Annotated in this window: 16 protein-coding genes; 6 read left to right on the forward strand and 10 right to left on the reverse strand. The window is 65.2% G+C overall.

Annotated elements, in window-relative coordinates; genetic code table 11:
* Positions 1-76 precede the first annotated feature (76 nt).
* Positions 77-670 (forward strand): protein-L-isoaspartate O-methyltransferase family protein, encoded by a 594-nt coding sequence (locus AC1C2O_RS13470; protein WP_495430946.1) that lies wholly within the window; start codon positions 77-79, stop codon positions 668-670.
* A gap of 455 nt (positions 671-1,125) precedes the next feature.
* Here the strand turns inward: AC1C2O_RS13470 and AC1C2O_RS13475 are convergent, their stop codons facing one another.
* Both AC1C2O_RS13475 and AC1C2O_RS13480 read right to left on the reverse strand, forming a co-directional pair.
* Positions 1,126-2,043 (reverse strand): DUF808 domain-containing protein, encoded by a 918-nt coding sequence (locus tag AC1C2O_RS13475; RefSeq protein WP_495430947.1) that lies wholly within the window; start codon positions 2,041-2,043, stop codon positions 1,126-1,128.
* Positions 2,044-2,093: 50 nt separating this feature from the next.
* Entirely contained in the window at positions 2,094-2,924 is an 831-nt protein-coding gene (locus tag AC1C2O_RS13480) for an SDR family NAD(P)-dependent oxidoreductase (protein ID WP_495430948.1), read from the reverse strand.
* A gap of 27 nt (positions 2,925-2,951) precedes the next feature.
* Here AC1C2O_RS13480 and AC1C2O_RS13485 point away from each other — a divergent pair, with 27 nt between their 5' ends.
* From AC1C2O_RS13485 to msrA, 5 genes are read left to right on the forward strand one after another with little or no spacing between them, the layout of a single operon-like run.
* Positions 2,952-3,209 carry a hypothetical protein gene (locus AC1C2O_RS13485; protein WP_495430949.1) on the forward strand — a complete coding sequence of 86 codons (258 nt, stop codon included), beginning with the start codon at positions 2,952-2,954 and terminating at the stop codon, positions 3,207-3,209.
* A gap of 44 nt (positions 3,210-3,253) precedes the next feature.
* Positions 3,254-4,219, forward strand: coding sequence for an ROK family protein (locus AC1C2O_RS13490; protein ID WP_495430950.1), 966 nt, complete (start codon positions 3,254-3,256; stop codon positions 4,217-4,219).
* On the forward strand, positions 4,219-4,923 hold the full coding sequence (locus AC1C2O_RS13495) for an N-acetylmannosamine-6-phosphate 2-epimerase (RefSeq protein WP_495430951.1): 705 nt from the start codon (positions 4,219-4,221) through the stop codon (positions 4,921-4,923). Before AC1C2O_RS13490 ends, AC1C2O_RS13495 begins: the two co-directional genes overlap by 1 nt.
* A complete protein-coding gene (locus tag AC1C2O_RS13500) occupies positions 4,920-5,867 on the forward strand; it encodes a DUF4862 family protein (RefSeq protein WP_495430952.1) in 948 nt (315 codons plus the stop codon). Before AC1C2O_RS13495 ends, AC1C2O_RS13500 begins: the two co-directional genes overlap by 4 nt.
* Before the next feature lie 15 nt (positions 5,868-5,882).
* Positions 5,883-6,413 (forward strand): peptide-methionine (S)-S-oxide reductase MsrA, encoded by a 531-nt coding sequence (gene msrA / locus AC1C2O_RS13505; RefSeq protein ID WP_495430953.1) that lies wholly within the window; start codon positions 5,883-5,885, stop codon positions 6,411-6,413.
* A 109-nt stretch (positions 6,414-6,522) separates the two neighbouring features.
* Here the strand turns inward: msrA and AC1C2O_RS13510 are convergent, their stop codons facing one another.
* From AC1C2O_RS13510 to AC1C2O_RS13545, 8 genes are all read right to left on the reverse strand, one after another.
* The gene (locus AC1C2O_RS13510) at positions 6,523-7,569 is read right to left on the reverse strand and encodes an NAD(P)-dependent alcohol dehydrogenase (RefSeq protein ID WP_495430954.1); all 1,047 of its coding nucleotides are present in this window, start codon (positions 7,567-7,569) and stop codon (positions 6,523-6,525) included.
* Between the two features lie 82 nt (positions 7,570-7,651).
* Positions 7,652-9,667, reverse strand: coding sequence for a hypothetical protein (locus tag AC1C2O_RS13515; protein ID WP_495430955.1), 2,016 nt, complete (start codon positions 9,665-9,667; stop codon positions 7,652-7,654).
* Between the two features lie 6 nt (positions 9,668-9,673).
* On the reverse strand, positions 9,674-10,657 hold the full coding sequence (locus AC1C2O_RS13520) for a glycoside hydrolase family 130 protein (RefSeq protein ID WP_495430956.1): 984 nt from the start codon (positions 10,655-10,657) through the stop codon (positions 9,674-9,676).
* Positions 10,658-10,674: 17 nt separating this feature from the next.
* Complete coding sequence (locus AC1C2O_RS13525) at positions 10,675-11,517, reverse strand: carbohydrate ABC transporter permease (RefSeq protein ID WP_495430957.1); 843 nt, start codon at positions 11,515-11,517, stop codon at positions 10,675-10,677.
* Positions 11,514-12,413 carry a carbohydrate ABC transporter permease gene (locus AC1C2O_RS13530; RefSeq protein ID WP_495430958.1) on the reverse strand — a complete coding sequence of 300 codons (900 nt, stop codon included), beginning with the start codon at positions 12,411-12,413 and terminating at the stop codon, positions 11,514-11,516. The genes AC1C2O_RS13525 and AC1C2O_RS13530 overlap by 4 nt, the downstream gene beginning before the upstream one ends.
* A 1-nt stretch (position 12,414) precedes the next feature.
* Positions 12,415-13,680 (reverse strand): extracellular solute-binding protein, encoded by a 1,266-nt coding sequence (locus tag AC1C2O_RS13535; protein WP_495430959.1) that lies wholly within the window; start codon positions 13,678-13,680, stop codon positions 12,415-12,417.
* Positions 13,677-14,708, reverse strand: a complete 1,032-nt coding sequence (locus tag AC1C2O_RS13540; protein ID WP_495430960.1) for a LacI family DNA-binding transcriptional regulator — start codon at positions 14,706-14,708, stop codon at positions 13,677-13,679. The genes AC1C2O_RS13535 and AC1C2O_RS13540 overlap by 4 nt, the downstream gene beginning before the upstream one ends.
* A 143-nt stretch (positions 14,709-14,851) precedes the next feature.
* Positions 14,852-15,652 (reverse strand): alpha/beta fold hydrolase, encoded by an 801-nt coding sequence (locus tag AC1C2O_RS13545; protein WP_495430961.1) that lies wholly within the window; start codon positions 15,650-15,652, stop codon positions 14,852-14,854.
* Positions 15,653-15,772 lie beyond the last annotated feature (120 nt).

A 15,772-nucleotide genomic window follows, 5' to 3' on the forward strand; every position in this document is an offset into this window, starting at 1 on the left:
AAGACCTGTGCAGAACAAGTCGCGCGCCCAGCGCGACCCCCTATCCCGACCCCCGCCCCCGGCGTAGCGTCGGCATATGGCCGAAATCAGAGTGGATCCCGCCACCGCAATCCGTGTGCGGGAGGCGATGTCCGCAACGCCGCGGGCGGCCTTCCTGCCTCCTGCGGTGCGCCATCTCGCGGACGCCGACCGCCCCGTGATGATCGGCTGGGCCGCGACGAACTCGCAGCCCTCGACAGTGGCACGCATGCTTGAGCTGCTCGACGTCCGCCCCGGCGACCGCGTGCTCGACGTCGGAAGTGGCTCAGCCTGGACGACCGCCATCCTTACCGCGCTGGCAGGAAGTGATGGCACCGTCATCGGCGTGGAAGTCGTCGCAGAGCTCGTCCAGTACGGCCGGGAGCGACTGAGCGAAGTGGCTGTGCAAACCGAGATCCGTCGCGCCGAGTCGGGCGTGCTCGGTCTGCCCGACGAGGAGCCATTCGACCGCATCCTGGTCTCCGCTGCCGCGAAATCACTGCCGGATGCGCTCGTCGGGCAACTCGCCGAGGGTGGACGCATGGTCGTCCCGGTCGCCGGAGTGATGACCGTCGTAGACCTGCGCGCGGGCCGCGCGCAGCATGCGCAGGATCAGGGGCTGTACAGCTTCGTGCCACTGCAAGGCTCTTGAGCGGACAGACACGCTCACGGACAGACACGCTCACGCCCAGACGCGCTCACGCGCTCACGCGCTCACGCTCATGCGCTCGTCGGGCAACTCGCCGAGGGGGGACGCATGGTCGTCCCGGTCGCCGGGGTGATGACCGTCGTAGACCTGCGCGCGGGCCGCGCGCAGCATGCGCAGGATCAGGGGCTGTACAGCTTCGTGCCACTGCAAGGCTCTTGAGCAGACAGACGCGCTCACGCCCAGACGCGCTCACGCCCAGACGCGCTCACGCGCTCACGCGCAGACGCGCTCACGCGCTCACGCCCAGACGCGCTCACGCGCTCACGCCCAGACACGCTCACGCGCAGGCGCGCTCACGCGCTCACGCGCAGGCGCGCTCACGCGCTCACGCCCAGGCGTGCTCACGCGACTCAAAAATCCGACGTCCGCCCGGCCCGCCATCCCGGCGAGCAAAACTCCTACGCGTGCACGCTCACCGGCGATTCCTCGCCCTCGTGGAAGGTCGGCTTCTTGCCGAGCATCCGTCCGATCAGCAGCACCACGCCGACGATCACGAGGCCCACCAGCAGCCCAGCGATCGCTGACGCGAGAGTCTCGCCGATCCACACGATCACTCCACCGAGCGGTTCGAGCAGGTGCTCGATGTTGTGGATGATGTCGCTGAAGAACGTCAGTCCCACACCCCCGAGGTTCACCAGCAGCAGGTGCCCGCCGACCCACAGCATCGCGACGGTACCGACGATGCTGATGAATCGGAAGACGGCAGGCATCGAACGCACGATTCTGGTGCCGGTGTGCCGCACTCGCCGCGACTTGTTCTTGGCCATCTTCAAGCCGATGTCGTCGATCTTCACCAGGAGCGCCACTGCGCCGTAAACAATGCCGGTCATCATCAGTGCGATGACGGCGAGGATGGCCAGCGTCATCCAGAAGCTGAGCCCCGCCTCCAGGTTCGCCAGCGAGATGAGCATGATCTCAGTGGAGAGGATCAGGTCAGTACGGATCGCGCCCCACACCAGCTTGTTCTCGTTGCGTGCGCCCTCTTCCGCGTGACCATGACCGAAGCCAAACCACTCCATCACCTTCTCCGCGCCCTCGAAGCAGAGATACGCGCCGCCGATGATCAGCAGATATGGCAGCGCCCACGGCGCGAACGCGGTCAACAGCAGCGCGATCGGGATGATGATCACGAACTTGTTCACGAGTGAGCCGAGCATGATCTTGGCGACCACGGGGAGTTCGCGTGCCGGAGTAATCCCCTGAACATACTGCGGCGTTACCGCCGCATCGTCGATCACGACACCGGCTGATTTCGCCGACGCCTTCAGCGCAGCGGCCAGGATGTCGTCGACGACGGCGAGTAGACCAACTGACATGCGTTCTCCCGGAGGTGGATGAGAAGTAGGAAAGCAAGACTACTGGCAGGTCACGTGCGTCCCGTGAATTTGTCCATCGACGCGTAGACCTTGAACACCCTCTCGGCAACGACATCCCAAGCCCGTGTGGGCAGGATGCCACGCAGCGCCATCGCAAGCTTGACCGTCCACGGTCGAAGGACCATCGGCGTGCCCTTCAGCATCCCGTTCCATGCCGCAGAAGTTGCCCGTCTCGGAGTCATGATCGGTGTCAGCAGCGGGCCGCGCGCGCCCTCGAACATGCCGGTCGAGACGAAACTGGGGCAGAACGTGGTCACTGCGATGTGCTGGTGGCCGTGCGCGGCGAGTTCCAGACGCAGCGACTCACTCCACCCGATCAGCGCCCATTTGGATGCCGCATACACGCTCATGTTCGGATTCGCGAGAGTGCCTGCGGCCGAGGCGATGTTCAGGATGCGCTTCGGGCGGGTCGTGTCAGCAATCATCTCCGGCAGCACCTCGCGGGTGAGCCACATCGCAGCAAGGGTGTTGATGCGCATGGTGGCTTCGATGTCGCGCTCCGGATCGTGCTCCCAGAACGGTGCGCCCCGCACAATGCCGGCGTTGTTGATGATCACATCCGGTGTACCGAAGTCGACGCGCACGCGCTCGAGTCCTGCGACGATCTCTTCCTGGCGAGAGACGTCCACCCGATAGGCGCGCACGCCGACCCCGGATCGGGAGAGCTCTGTGGCCAGGGCCGTCGCGGCATCCTCGTCGATATCCCAGAGCGCGACAGCACGCGCGTGCGCGGCGATCGCGCGCCGGGCATACAGCTCACCCATGCCACGGGCGGCGCCTGTGATGAGGACGAAGGCGTCAGCGATCGGGTTCTCAGTCATGGTTTTACCGTATTGCACCGCGTCAAGATGGCACGGGGCCGCAGGCCACCGGATGCCCTCAGGCGATCACTCGACCTGAGCGAGCCCTCGCTGCAGCGGTGCGTAGTGCTCGATGAGTGCTGCGGTGTGGAAGTTGCGATCCTCTTCGAGGAAGAGCTCGCCGTTGCCGGCCTCATCGATCACGCGACCCTCGCGAGCACGGTCACGCCGCTCGACGATGCGGCAGTACAGGAGATCCGCGGTATTCTCGCTGAACTGGAACTGCTGCCCGTCGCAGCAGTGTAATTGGCGGCGGCAGGATGGGCGGCAGCGTTTTGGAAAGCCGTGTGATGAGCGGATTTATCGCGGGCAAGATCGTGCTCGCCGTCGACATCGGTGGCACCAAGACCGCGGTGTCGCTCGCCGATCGCGATGACGAACTGCTGCGCACCGAAGTGGCACCAACGCCAGCGTCTGAGGGGCCGGCGGCGGTGGTAGCGACCGTGGTTGCTCTTGCTGAGCGACTGCTCATGGATGCCGATGCGGATGCCGGCGCTGAGGTGCAGCTCGCCGGCATCGGGATCGGAACCGCCGGTGTCGTGGACGCGACGACAGGGGCGATCGTGTCGGCAACCGACACCTTCGCCGACTGGCCTGGTACTCCGCTTGCCGCTCTCGTTCGGGAGGGGCTGGCGCACCGCCTCACGGACGGCGCGATGGTTGCCGTGCAGAATGACGTCGATGCGCACGCCTTCGGTGAGTTCCGACACGGTGCTGCTGCCGGCGCATCCAGTGCGCTGATCGTGGCCGTCGGCACCGGCGTCGGCGCGGGGATCGTCATCGACAACCGACAGTTGCGCGGGGCGCACCACGTCGGGGGCGAGATCGCGCACATGCCAGTGCCTGGTGCCGAGCACCTGCGCTGTCCCTGCGGCCGAAACGGACACCTCGAAGCGCTCGGTTCTGGCATCGGGATGCACCGCCACTTCCTCTGGCTCGGCGGAGATTCGGCCATCGTCAATGCGCGCGGAATCGCCGTCGCCGCAGCGTCAGGCGACCCGATTGCCGCCCGCGCGATCGCCGAATCTGCCGCAGCCGTCGGTCGCGCGATGGCGGGAGCCGCGACCCTGCTTGACCCGGAGCGCATCGTCGTTACCGGCGGCGTGCCGAACATCGGCGATGCCTGGTGGCATCCAATGATCGCAGCGTTCCGGGCCGACGCGATCGACGCACTGCAGAACACCCCGATCCTGCCGGGTTCACTCGGCGATGATGCACCGCTGCGGGGAGCCGCGGCATCCGCTTGGAGAGACTGATGAGATTCGATAACACCCTGGAACGCCTGCGCGGCGCCCTGATCGTCTCCTGCCAGGCGTACCCTGGCGAGGCCATGCGCGATCCGCGCACGATGGCTCAGGTCGCAGCGGCTGCTCTCGGCGGCGGCGCCGCCGGCATCCGCGTGCAGGGCATCGCCGATATCCGTGCGGTGGCAGAGCTTCCGGTGCCGATCGTGGGCCTGTGGAAAGACGGCGAGTCGGATGTCTTCATCACGCCGACCCTCGGGCACGCGATCGCCGTGGCGGATGCCGGGGCTGACATCGTCGCGATCGACGGCACGCGTCGACCTCGTCCTGACGGGCTGACCCTCGCCGAGACGATTACGGGACTCCGTGCGCACTTTGTTGATTCCGGTCGCGATGCGTTGATCATGGCTGATTGCGGTTCGCTGGATGATGCGATCGCGGCTGAGGCAGCGGGCGCCGATATCCTCGGCACTACGCTGTCCGGCTATTCCGGTGAGCGCCCGAAGAGTGACGGCCCCGACTTCGAACTCATCGCCCTCATCGCCGAACATTGCACCACGCCGCTCTGCGCCGAGGGGCGCATCCATACTCCCGCGCAGGCTGCCGCGGCGATCGCGGCGGGTGCATTCACGGTGTGTGTGGGCACGGCGATTACGCATCCGTCGACGATCACCTCCTGGTTCGCGGATGCCGTGCAGGCGGCCGCACGCTCGTGACTGCTCCGATCTTTGTCAGCGCGTATCCGGTCTCGCCTGCCTTCGTGCATTGGGATGCCGCGCTGGAAGCCGAACTGCTGCCCGCGATCTGCGCCCTGCCCGGTGTCGCAGGGCTGGAGATCCCGTGGCTGGGCGGGATCCACAAGTTCGACGACGAGTGGTTCCTCGCCAACGTGCCGACCGTCCCGCTGGCGGTGACACCGATCCCGTTCGTCATGGGGCAGCTCGGGAAGGATGCCGGGTACGGGATCGCTTCGGCCTCCGAGGACGGACGAGCCGCCGCGCTCGCGGATCTGCGACGAGTTGCCGTCGACGTGGCGCGCATCAACAACGAGAGCGCGGCATCCGTCGCCGTCGTTTCACTGCACAGCTCCCCGCGTGGTGGCGCCGGTGACCTCGCCGCTCTGGCGCGCTCGCTGGACGAGGTTGCTGGCTGGGACTGGCACGGAGCAGAGCTCGTGATCGAGCATTGCGATGCGTTCGTTCCAGGGCAGGCCCACGAAAAGGGCTTCCTGTCGCTGGACGACGAGATCGCCGCGATCGAGCGCTCAGGGGCCCCGGTCGGGGTCTGGCTGAACTGGGGGCGCTCGGCGATCGAGCTGCGGGATGCGGATGCCGTCACCGCGCAGGTCGCGAAGGTCGCGGAGTCCGGACATCTGCGGGGGCTCGCATTCTCTGGCGCTGCGTCCGTCGAGAGCCCGTACGGCTATCCGTGGATCGATGCGCACCTGCCGATCGCCTCGACGCATCCGGAGTCGCTCTCCCTGCTGGATGACGCGCACGTCGCATCCGCGCTTGAGGCCGCAGGCGACGTGCCCTGGCTCGGCCTCAAAGTCGCCCGGCGCCCGACAGACGCGACGGCGGCGGATGCGCTGCGCACCGTGGCGCGCAACCTCGATGTCCTGCGGAATGCGGATAGGGGCGAGACTGTTCTTACCCAGTGAAAGAGGAGTAGGAACATGACTGACACCGGAACCATCACCCGCACACCCGGCGCCGAGACGGCTGTCCTTGCCGGAGGCTGTTTCTGGGGCATGGAAGATCTCATTCGCCGGCAGCCCGGCGTCCTCGACACCCGCGTTGGCTATACCGGTGGCGAGAATGCACATGCGACGTACCGTAACCACCCCGGTCACGCCGAGGCAGTCGAGATTGTCTTCGACCCGGCGGCGACCACATACCGTGACATCCTGGCGTTCTTCTTCCAGATCCACGACCCCTCGACGCTTGACCGCCAGGGCAACGACGTCGGCTCGAGCTACCGCTCGGCGATCTTCCCGCTCAGCCCCGAGCAGGAGCAGGTCGCGCGCGACACCATCGCCGACGTGGATGCCTCAGGCCTCTGGCCGGGCACCGCGGTCACCACGCTTGAGCCCGTCGGCCCGTTCTGGGAGGCGGAGCCCGAGCACCAGGACTACCTGATCACCTACCCGAACGGGTACACCTGCCACTTCCCGCGCGCAGGATGGGTGCTGCCCGCCCGGGGCTGACCGCCCGCCAAGCAACAACCCGCGCAGTACGCGACATCGCCCGCGTGAGACACCACTGTATGCATGGTGTTTCACGCGCAGAACGGTCACTTCCGCGCGGGATGGTGTCTCAGTTGATCGTCGAGACGTCAATCACGAAGCGGTAGCGCACATCCGCTGCCAGCACTCGTGCCCAAGCCTCGTTGATCTGATCGGCAGAGGTGATCTCGACCTCGGGCGCGATGCCGTGCTCGGCGCAGAAGTCGAGCATCTCCTGGGTCTCCGCGATGCCACCGATGTTGGATCCGGCGAATGAGCGGCGGCCACCGATCAGCGTGCTCGCGTGCAGTTGCATCGGCTCCGAAGGCGCGCCGACGTTGACGAGCGCGCCGTCCCGAGCGAGCAGCCGCAAGTGGGCGTCGAGCTTGATGGGAGCGGAGACGGAGTTGATGATGAGATCGAAGTGGTTGCGCAGCGCGCGGAATGTCTCAGGATCCTCGGTCGCGAAGTAGTGGTCGGCGCCGAGCGCCGCGGCGTCGTCCTTCTTCGCCAGCGACCGCGAGAGCACGGTGACCTCGGCGCCCATCGCGTGTGCGATCTTGACGGCCATGTGGCCGAGCCCGCCGAGGCCGATGACAGCGACCTTCTTGCCGGGGCCAGCGTTCCAGTGTCGCAGCGGTGAGTAGGTGGTGATGCCGGCGCACAGCAGCGGTGCGGCCTTCTCGAACGGGATGGCCTCTGGCAGACGCAGCACGAAGCTCTCAGTGACGACGACGCCGGTGGAGTAACCACCCTGCGTGATCGTGCCGTCGACGTCTTCAGCGCCGTAAGTTCCGGTCATGCCCTTCAGGCAGTACTGCTCTTCGCCGTCGACGCAGTTCGCGCACTCGCCGCAGGAGTTCACCATGCATCCGACGCCCACGCGGTCGCCAACGGCGAACTTCGTCACTTCGGAACCGACCTCGGCGACAGTGCCGGCAATCTCATGACCCACGGTGAGCGGGTAGTGCTGTGGGCCCCAGTCGCCCTGCACCGTGTGGATGTCGGAGTGACAGATTCCGGCCCAGCGGATGTCGATGCGCACGTCCTTCGGACCTACGTCGCGACGTTCGATGGTGCCGGGTGCGAGTGGCTCAGTGGCAGAGGGGGCAACAATGGCGGGGATCACGGTGGGCATGATTCGAGCGTAGACGCCCGCTGAGTCAGGTGCCATCATTCGAGGGAAGCGTCGGTATGCCGTGCGATGCCGATCCTGGGGTCTACGCGCCCGTAATAGTGAATCCCGATCCCCGTAGCCGCACCTTGCCGCTGCGTGTGGCCTGCCCGTGCTGTGCGCCGGTGGAATCGTAGACTCGTCCGTCGCCAGGCGCGAGTAGAGGAATCCGCAGGTTTTCCTGCGTGCTGTTGGCGTATAGCACCGCCGCGCCGGTCGTGGTTTTGTACACCGCGCTAGCAACCGGTGGCTGAATCAGAAGTGCATCCAGGCGCACATCTCCGTGGCTCGTGCAGCGGATCACCGTGACGCCGTCAGACATCGCGCCAACGAGTCGCTGTGGGACCAGCATCCCCTCGGCTTCGGTGAGGCCGGCATCGCCGGTGCCTCCCGCGGGCATCGATGTCGTCCAGGTGTGGTTTCCGTCGCGGAAGCTCCACTCAGCAGTCCCGGCATCCTCCGCTCGTCGCCACATCAGCGAATGCAGCAAACCGCCCGGCTCGGTGACATCGAACTCCACCCATTCACCCTCCGGAACCCGCACGTACGCCGCGCCCGAGAGGTTGCCCTCACCGATCCAGGCGCCACCTGCAGGCGTCTCCACGGTGCATCCCGCAGACATTCGGGCAGACTCCGCGTCGATCACGCGCAGTCCCGAATGAGACTGCAGTCCGGTGATGGATGTCGCGATCTTGGCGACATCCGGATGTGCGTCCAGCAGCAGCATCGTGAGCTGGCCGTGGATGGTGGACTCTGCCCCTGAGTTGCGGTTCACGCGGCCATCCGTCTCGACGCCGTCGAACGTGACACCGGTCGCCGGGTCGTAGACGGGCTCGCCCGCAGTGTTCGCGCCGAAGAACCAGCCCGCGGCGAGGCCTGCGAGCACCCGCAACCCTTCACCGCCCGAAGCGGCAGCCTGCAGCGCTCCGGCCACTCGGCCATGCGCTCCATAGGCGATCTGTGCTTCTGCGGGAATGGGCGCCCAGGCATTGTCTGGCCCGCCGTTGGAGAGCACCTGCGGGGTGAAGCGTCCGGCATCCGCGATCGCCGCGTCGGTCCAGTCGCGCTTCCCGAGAAGTACACCTGCCAACCCCAGTGCCTCGGGCGCCGCGGCACCCCACGCGTGCCAGAATCCCAATGACCCGGTCCACGGAAGCACGGCTCCGAACGGCCAGCCCTTGTCCGGGTCCGTGGCCATGACCGCAACCCCGTCGCCGTACGCTTCCAGCGTGCGACGGATGCGGGTGTCCTGCGGCGCCGCGCGCAATGCGGCGCTGAGACCGAGCATCGCCTCTGCCGTGGCATCCGCCCCGCCGACGATCAGCCAGGCGGGCAGTTCGACGCCGTCGCTCGTGACGAACTCCCCGACATGAGAAAGCGAGTCACGATCGAGGGCATCCACGCAGAGGTGGAGGCGCGTGAGAAGGAAGGCCGCGAACTCTGGGTCGTCGTCGCGGAACGCCGCGTAACCCTCTCCGAAGGCCCACACCGTGCGAGCGAGCCAATACGACTCCGCAGAGTCGGACGGGTCGGGAAGCTCGATCGGAAATGCGCTGGGATTTAGGGTGCCGTCATCCTGCTGCCACAGCACGACGCGTCCGGTATTGGGGCCGCTCACGGTTTGCAAATAGGCCAGCGAGCGCAACACGTCGCGGGCATCATCCCGGCTCTGCTCGTCGCCACCGGCCTTCCAATCGCGAATAAACACCACCGCGGCGCGGGCGATGTCATCGGCGTTGTACGCGCCCTGACTCCAATAGCCCGTCACAGTGTCAAGGTTTCCACCGCCAACGGGCCGAAATCCGCCCGCCCCGTCAGAATCTGCATACGTCCACGGAGCGAGAACAACGGGTCGTGTCTCGATGCCGTAGGTCGTGTGATCGGCGCTCGCCGCAACGGGCACCTCCGCCAAGAGGAAACGCAGGTGGGTGAGGTTGGTCAATCGCCCCGAGGGCCGTGATGCCAGTGGCGTACCCGCGCCGAACGCGGCATCCGTGCCCAGGAGCGACAATGCTGATGTTGCGGCGCACAGCGCAAGGAATGTTCTGCGTGAAGTGTCCACGTCACATCACCCTTCGTCGTCCCTGCGCAGATCTTTTCCCCACGGCTGTGCCGGGTCGTGGATGGCCACGGCCAGGGTGGTGTCTGATTGCCCGTAGTACGCGAACCATTTCTCCTGGAACTTCACCAGACCCTCCACGAACGTCACGTTCGAGACCAGTCCGTTGGTGTCTTCGAAGGTCTGCGGGCGCAGCCATGGCTCCTGCAGTCGCGCGATCACCTTCGTCGGCTCGTCGGGGTCGATCGCGATCTGACCGCACCGGTAGTCGACATCGACCGTGCCATCCTCGTGGATGACACGGGTCGCGCCGTTGGTGAGGAAGACGAGCAGACCGTTGTCTGCGAGCACGGGCGATGCGCCGATCTCGACGAGCGCCTCGTCCCAGGTTCCCGGTGTGGGGGAGTACATCGGATCGGTGTCAGCGGTGCCGGGAGTCCAATGGATCAGGTCATCACTGGTGGCCCAATAGATCGCACCCTCGCCGAAGTACATCCACCATTTGCGCTGCATTTGCACGGGAACGATGACGCCCGCCTTCGACCAGTTGAAGCCGCGAGGATCCATGGTCTTGAACGTGTCGAAATCGTCGAAGAGGGGTCCGTGCTTCGTCCACGTGCGAAGATCCGGCGAGGTGGCAAGGCACAGTTGGGCGCTGCGCCGATCCCAACCGGTGTACGTCAGGTAGTAGGTGCCGTCGATCAGCACGATTCGCGGGTCTTCGCACCCGAAGCGCTCATAGTCTTCGGACGGGGAGAGGATCGGGGCATCCTCTCGGGTGAAGTTCAGACCATCACGCGAACGTGCGATGCCGATATGAGACACGATGTCGTCGGCGTGCGCCCGGTACAGCAGCACGACTTCGTCACCGTCGACAAGTGCCGCCGGGTTGTAGAGGTTTGCTGACTCCCAACTGTCGCCGCGCGGACGCAGGATGGGGTTTCCCTCGTAGGGGGTGAAGGGACCGAGGGGGAAGGATGCTCCGGTGAACATGAATAACCTTTCTGTGATCAGCCTTTGACGGCGGCGCCGAGATCAGTGGCTTTGAAGAACCTCTGGAAGACGCAGAACAGGATGACGACGGGGAACGCGAGCGCGGTCGCGCCGGCGAGGATCGCCCCATTCGGATTCGCCGACGACTGCGCAACGTTGCTGATGTAGTTCGCGAGCGAGACGGCGAGAGGCTGCAGGGACGCGTCTTTCGTGATCAGGAACGGCCAGAGGAATTCGTTCCATGGGCCGATGAAGGTGACCAGAATGACGGTCACCAGTACGGGGCGAATGAGCGGAATCGCGACGGACACAAGCAGGCGGATCTCGCCCGCACCGTCAATCCTGGCCGCCTCGAAGATCTCCACCGGCAGTGCCTTGAAGAACTGCGCGAAGATGAACACCGCCGTCGTGTTGATCAGGAACGGCAAGATCATGCCCATGTACGAATCACCCAGGCCGTAGTTGCTGGTGATCTGGACGTAGAGCGGGATCATCAGTAGCTGGAACGGCACCATCTGCACCAGCAGCATCAGCACCCAGATGACGCCGCGGCCACGGAAATCGAGTCGAGCGATGGCGTATCCGGCGAGGAGCCCGAATGTGACAGTTCCGAGGAGAACACCGCTGGTGAAGATCAGTGAGTTCAGCAGAGAGCCGACCAGGTCAATTCGAGAGTTGATGCTGATGAAGTTGTCCAGCGTCCATCCGCCCACGGGGAAGAGCTCGTTCGGAGAGTTCGTCGGATTCTCCTGGAAGGCGCCGACGAGCATGAAGTAGAACGGGAAGGCGAAGCCGATCGCGGCGATGGTCAGCAGGATCGTGCTCAGCAAGCGAGGGAGCGTACGTTTGCGCTTCATCATCTCTCCTGGGTGGCTCGGTTGGCAGCGAGGGACAGCAGCCCGACGATGACGACGAGGATCATGCCGATCGCCGCCGCGGTGTCAGGGTTCTGCTGCTGGATGCCCTGCTGGTAGATGAGCAGTACGGGGGTGACGGATGCGCCGTCTGGGCCGCCGCCGTTGGTGAGCAGATACGGCTCGGTGAAGAGGTTCGCACCGGTGATGATCGACAGGATCAGCACGAGCGTCGTCGCGTTGCGAACTCCTGGCACCGTGATGTTGCGGAAGCGCTGGAACCCTCCCGCACCGTCCATCTCGGCCGACTCGTACAGTTCGCGAGGCACATTTTGGAGAGCGGCGAGGTAGAGCAGGATGTAGAACCCGAGCTGCTTCCATGTCACGTAGAACGCGATCATCGGCATCGCGAGTCCGCTGTTAACCAGCCACGATGGATCGGGGGCAAGGGGGCCCAGGAGCGTATTGATGAGCCCGCCGCCGGAGAACAACAGCATCCAGACGCCGACCAGCGACACGCTCGCCGTGAGGTACGGCACGTAGAAGGCGATGCGGTACGCCGCCACCCATCGGATGCCACTGTTGAGAGCGGTCGCGAGCACTAGGGCGAGCACGACCGTCAACGGCACGTTGATGACGAGGAAGACGGCGGTGTTCCGAAACGCCTCCAGCACCTTCGGGTCGGAAAGCACTTTGGCGAAGTTATCGAATCCGACGAACGGGCGATCGACCTCCAAGCCCGGAGCCGTGAAGAAGTAGTCGTGGAACGCGATGTAGATCGCGAACACCAGCGGATACGCGAAGATTGCGATGACGAATACGAAGTACGGCAGCGCAAAAAGGCCCCCTAGCGGTTGCGCACCCAGGATCCGGGTGCGCAACCGCCGACTCTTGGAAGTCATCTCACTCGGCGATCAGCGTGTCGATCTGCTCGGCCGCCCCGCTGAGGAAGTCGCTGATCGAGGAGGTCTCGAAGATGACCGCAGAGGAGTACTCGTCACGGAAGATCTGCCAGGCCTCCACTGAATTCGGGATGCTGGGCACATCGGCCGTCGCCTCGGCCTGCTCTGCGAAAGCCACGTAGTTCGGGTTCGCGTCGAAGTAGTCCGGGTACGTGTCCAGGAGTGAGGTGCGCATCGGCATCTGGCCGGTCAGTTCCAGGAGCTGCCCGTCATTGTCAACGTCCGTGGAGAACTGCAGGAACTCCCACGCGGTCGCCTGGTTCTTGCACGACGTGAACATCGAAACGCTCTTAGAGTCGGCGAAGGTGGTGGGGTTCTCGCGTCCGTCGGAGGTCGGCACGGGCATGAAGCCCACGTCGACGGTGTCGGCGTAGGAAGGGATGGCCCACGGGCCGGCGAGCTGCATCGCCGTCGTGCCCGCCGACATCGCATCGTCAGTCGATGCTTCGTTCGGGGCGAGCTTCTCCTTGTAGACGGTGGCCCAGAACTCGGCGACCGCTGTGCCCTCGTCCGAATCGAACGTCGCCGCGCCGTCTTCGACGAGCATGGTGCCGTCAGTCTCGGCCAGATACAGCGGGTAGAAGTCGAACCACGGCTGATAGAACTCGCTGGTCGGGGACGGCCAGATGGCGCTCTGCACACCCGAGGCGACGATGGCGCGGGACGCCTCGAGGAAGGCGTCGTAGGTGTTCATCTCCGGATTCTCCGGATCGATGCCGGCCGCCTCGAAGAGCGCCTTGTTGTACATGACCATGACCGGGTTCGACTTCCATGGCAGCTGATAGAAGCTGCTGTCGCTCGCATAGGAGTCGACGTCTCCGCCACGTTCGGTGATGTAGTCGGCACCTCCGTCAAACGTGCTGAGATCGACGAGGCCACCCTGCTTGATCCAGCCGGAGACGGCGGCCGGCGCCACGTTGTATACGAGGCAGGGTGCGGTGCCCGCGGTGATGGCGGCGGTGATGGCCTCCTCTGACGAAGCGCCCGCAGGAATCTCCTGGGCCTTGACCTGCTCGTCTGGATGGTCGTCATTCCAGGCCTTCACCACGGCTGTACCCCAGGCGAGTTCCTGCTCGTTGTTCGAGAGCCAGATGTTGATATCTCCGGTGCCCTCTGCGGAGCCGGTCTGGCCGCCCCCGCCTGATGAGCACCCGGTGACGACAAGTGCTACGGCTCCGATGAGCGCTGCTGCGCGGATCTTCTTCATGGTGTCCTCCTTGACACTGTGGCGGGCGCGGATGCTGGCCCTGAGGTGCTTTCTCGAAAGTGAACGACATTGCAATCGACGAGCTCGGTGCGCGGCTGTGCACCGGCGATATCGGCGCGCAGCAGGAGGGCAGCGGCCCTGCCTCGAGCGGCCGGGTCCGACGAGACGCTGGTGAGTGCCGGAGACAGGTGAGCGGAGAGGTGGTCATCATCAAATCCAGAGATCGCGAGATCCCGGGGTATCACGAGCCCGTGGGCGCGTGCGTACGAGAGGCCTGCGATGGCCATCGTGTCGTTGGCATAAAGGATCGCCGTCGGCGCGCTCTCGAGGGCGAGGAGTTCTGCGGTGTGATCGCGTCCGCTCCGTGCGGTGAAGTCTCCTTCGCGCAGGAGTGAATCGTCTCCCATGGCTTCGGTATAGGCGTCGGCGCGTGCCTTAGAGTGCACGTACGCGAGTGGGCCGGAGACATGAGCGATGCGCTCGTGCCCTGCGTTACGGAGGTGTTCGATGATCTCAAGGACCGGCGTGACATCGTCGGTGCGGACACACGAGAAATCTGACGGGCCGTCGTAGGCGCCGACGAGCACGGTAGGGAGGCCGAGCTCACGAAGGAAAGGCACGCGCCAGTCATCCGTGCGCAGGTCGAGCAGCAATGCGCCGTCGGCACGATCACGCGCCATTGCGCGGTACGCACGCTCCTCTGCCTCTCTATCAGGGACGACTTGCAACAGCAGCGCGGTCTCCGTCTCGGAAAGTACGGACTCGACACCGGCGATGAATGCGGGGAAGAACGAGTCATTTGCGATCACGTCGGGATCGCGGGCGAGGACGACGCCGATCGCGTTCGCGCGGCGGGTGGCGAGCGCCCGTGCGCTCTGGCTCGGAGACCAGTTCAGCTTCTCGGCTGCGGCGATCACCTTGGCTCGCGTCTCTTCCGAGATCGGGCGATTGCCGCTGAGGGCATGCGAGACCGTCGCTTTTGTGACGCCGGCTTCGCGGGCGACGTCGGCGATCGTCGTGCGAGTCATGCCACCTCCTCGTGACTGATTCCGATCCGGATCACGCGACGCAAACCGGTTTGATGCGAGTGTAAACCGGTTTGATGGTGCGTGTCAACGCTCCGCGCGCGGGGTCAGGATTGACCAGGCGCGGGGCGAGTCATCTGCCCGGCCTAGCTTTCAGCGAAGAACTCCAGCGCGGCATCCTTGAACGCACGCGAGCCGGGGGCGTTGAAGTGGTGCCGACCGGGGATCTCGAAGAAGCGGCCGTTCGGCGCGGAGCTCGCAAGGTCGCGGGAGCCTTCGATGACGGCATCCTTCGCCCCAGTGGCGAACAGGATCGGCCTGGTCGGAGCGTTGGTGAGATCCGGATCGATGGTCCGGGTCGTGCGCATGCCCTCGGCGAGTGCGAGCAGAGAGCGAAGATCATTGCCTGGTACGCGCTCGGTGAGTGCGATGTAGTTCTGCGTGGTCTGGTCTTGCACGGGTACGCCGTCTTCGACGTATGCACGCACCTGCTCGATATCGAGCCGCTCCAGGGGGATGCCGTCTGGCACGCCGCCGAGCACGGCGCGGTTGATGCGCTGCGGCAGGTCGCGCACGACCTCCCAGCCGACGCGTGAGCCGAGCGAGTAGCCGAGGTAGAAGGCATCTTCCACGAGGTAGGTGTCCATGACGATCTCGACATCCGACGCGAGAGTACGCATCGCATACGCGGCCGGGTCGTGCGGCTTCTCGCTCAGTCCGTGGCCGCGCTGGTCGAGTGCGAGCACACGGTAGTCGGCGCGAGTGAGATCGCGCACCCATCCGGTGAGCACCCAGTTGTCGCGGACATTCGAGGCGAACCCGTGCACCACGACGACGACGGGGGCGTCGATATCTCCCCAGGTGTAAGTCGCCAGACGCGTGCCGTCTGCGGCGTATACGAGTTGCGGTTCGGGCATCCGGGTCAGTTCAGAAAGAGGTGCGGCCACGCCATCCATCATCCTCCCTATCCGTCGTTGTTGCGCTCGGGGGCACCGTTTGCGTAACATCATCCTTCCGATGGATGCGGATCGCTGCGGTACTGCGTACCGTTGAGATCACGGAGGATG

The sequence above is a fragment of the Microbacterium sp. Y355 genome (assembly GCF_059445345.1).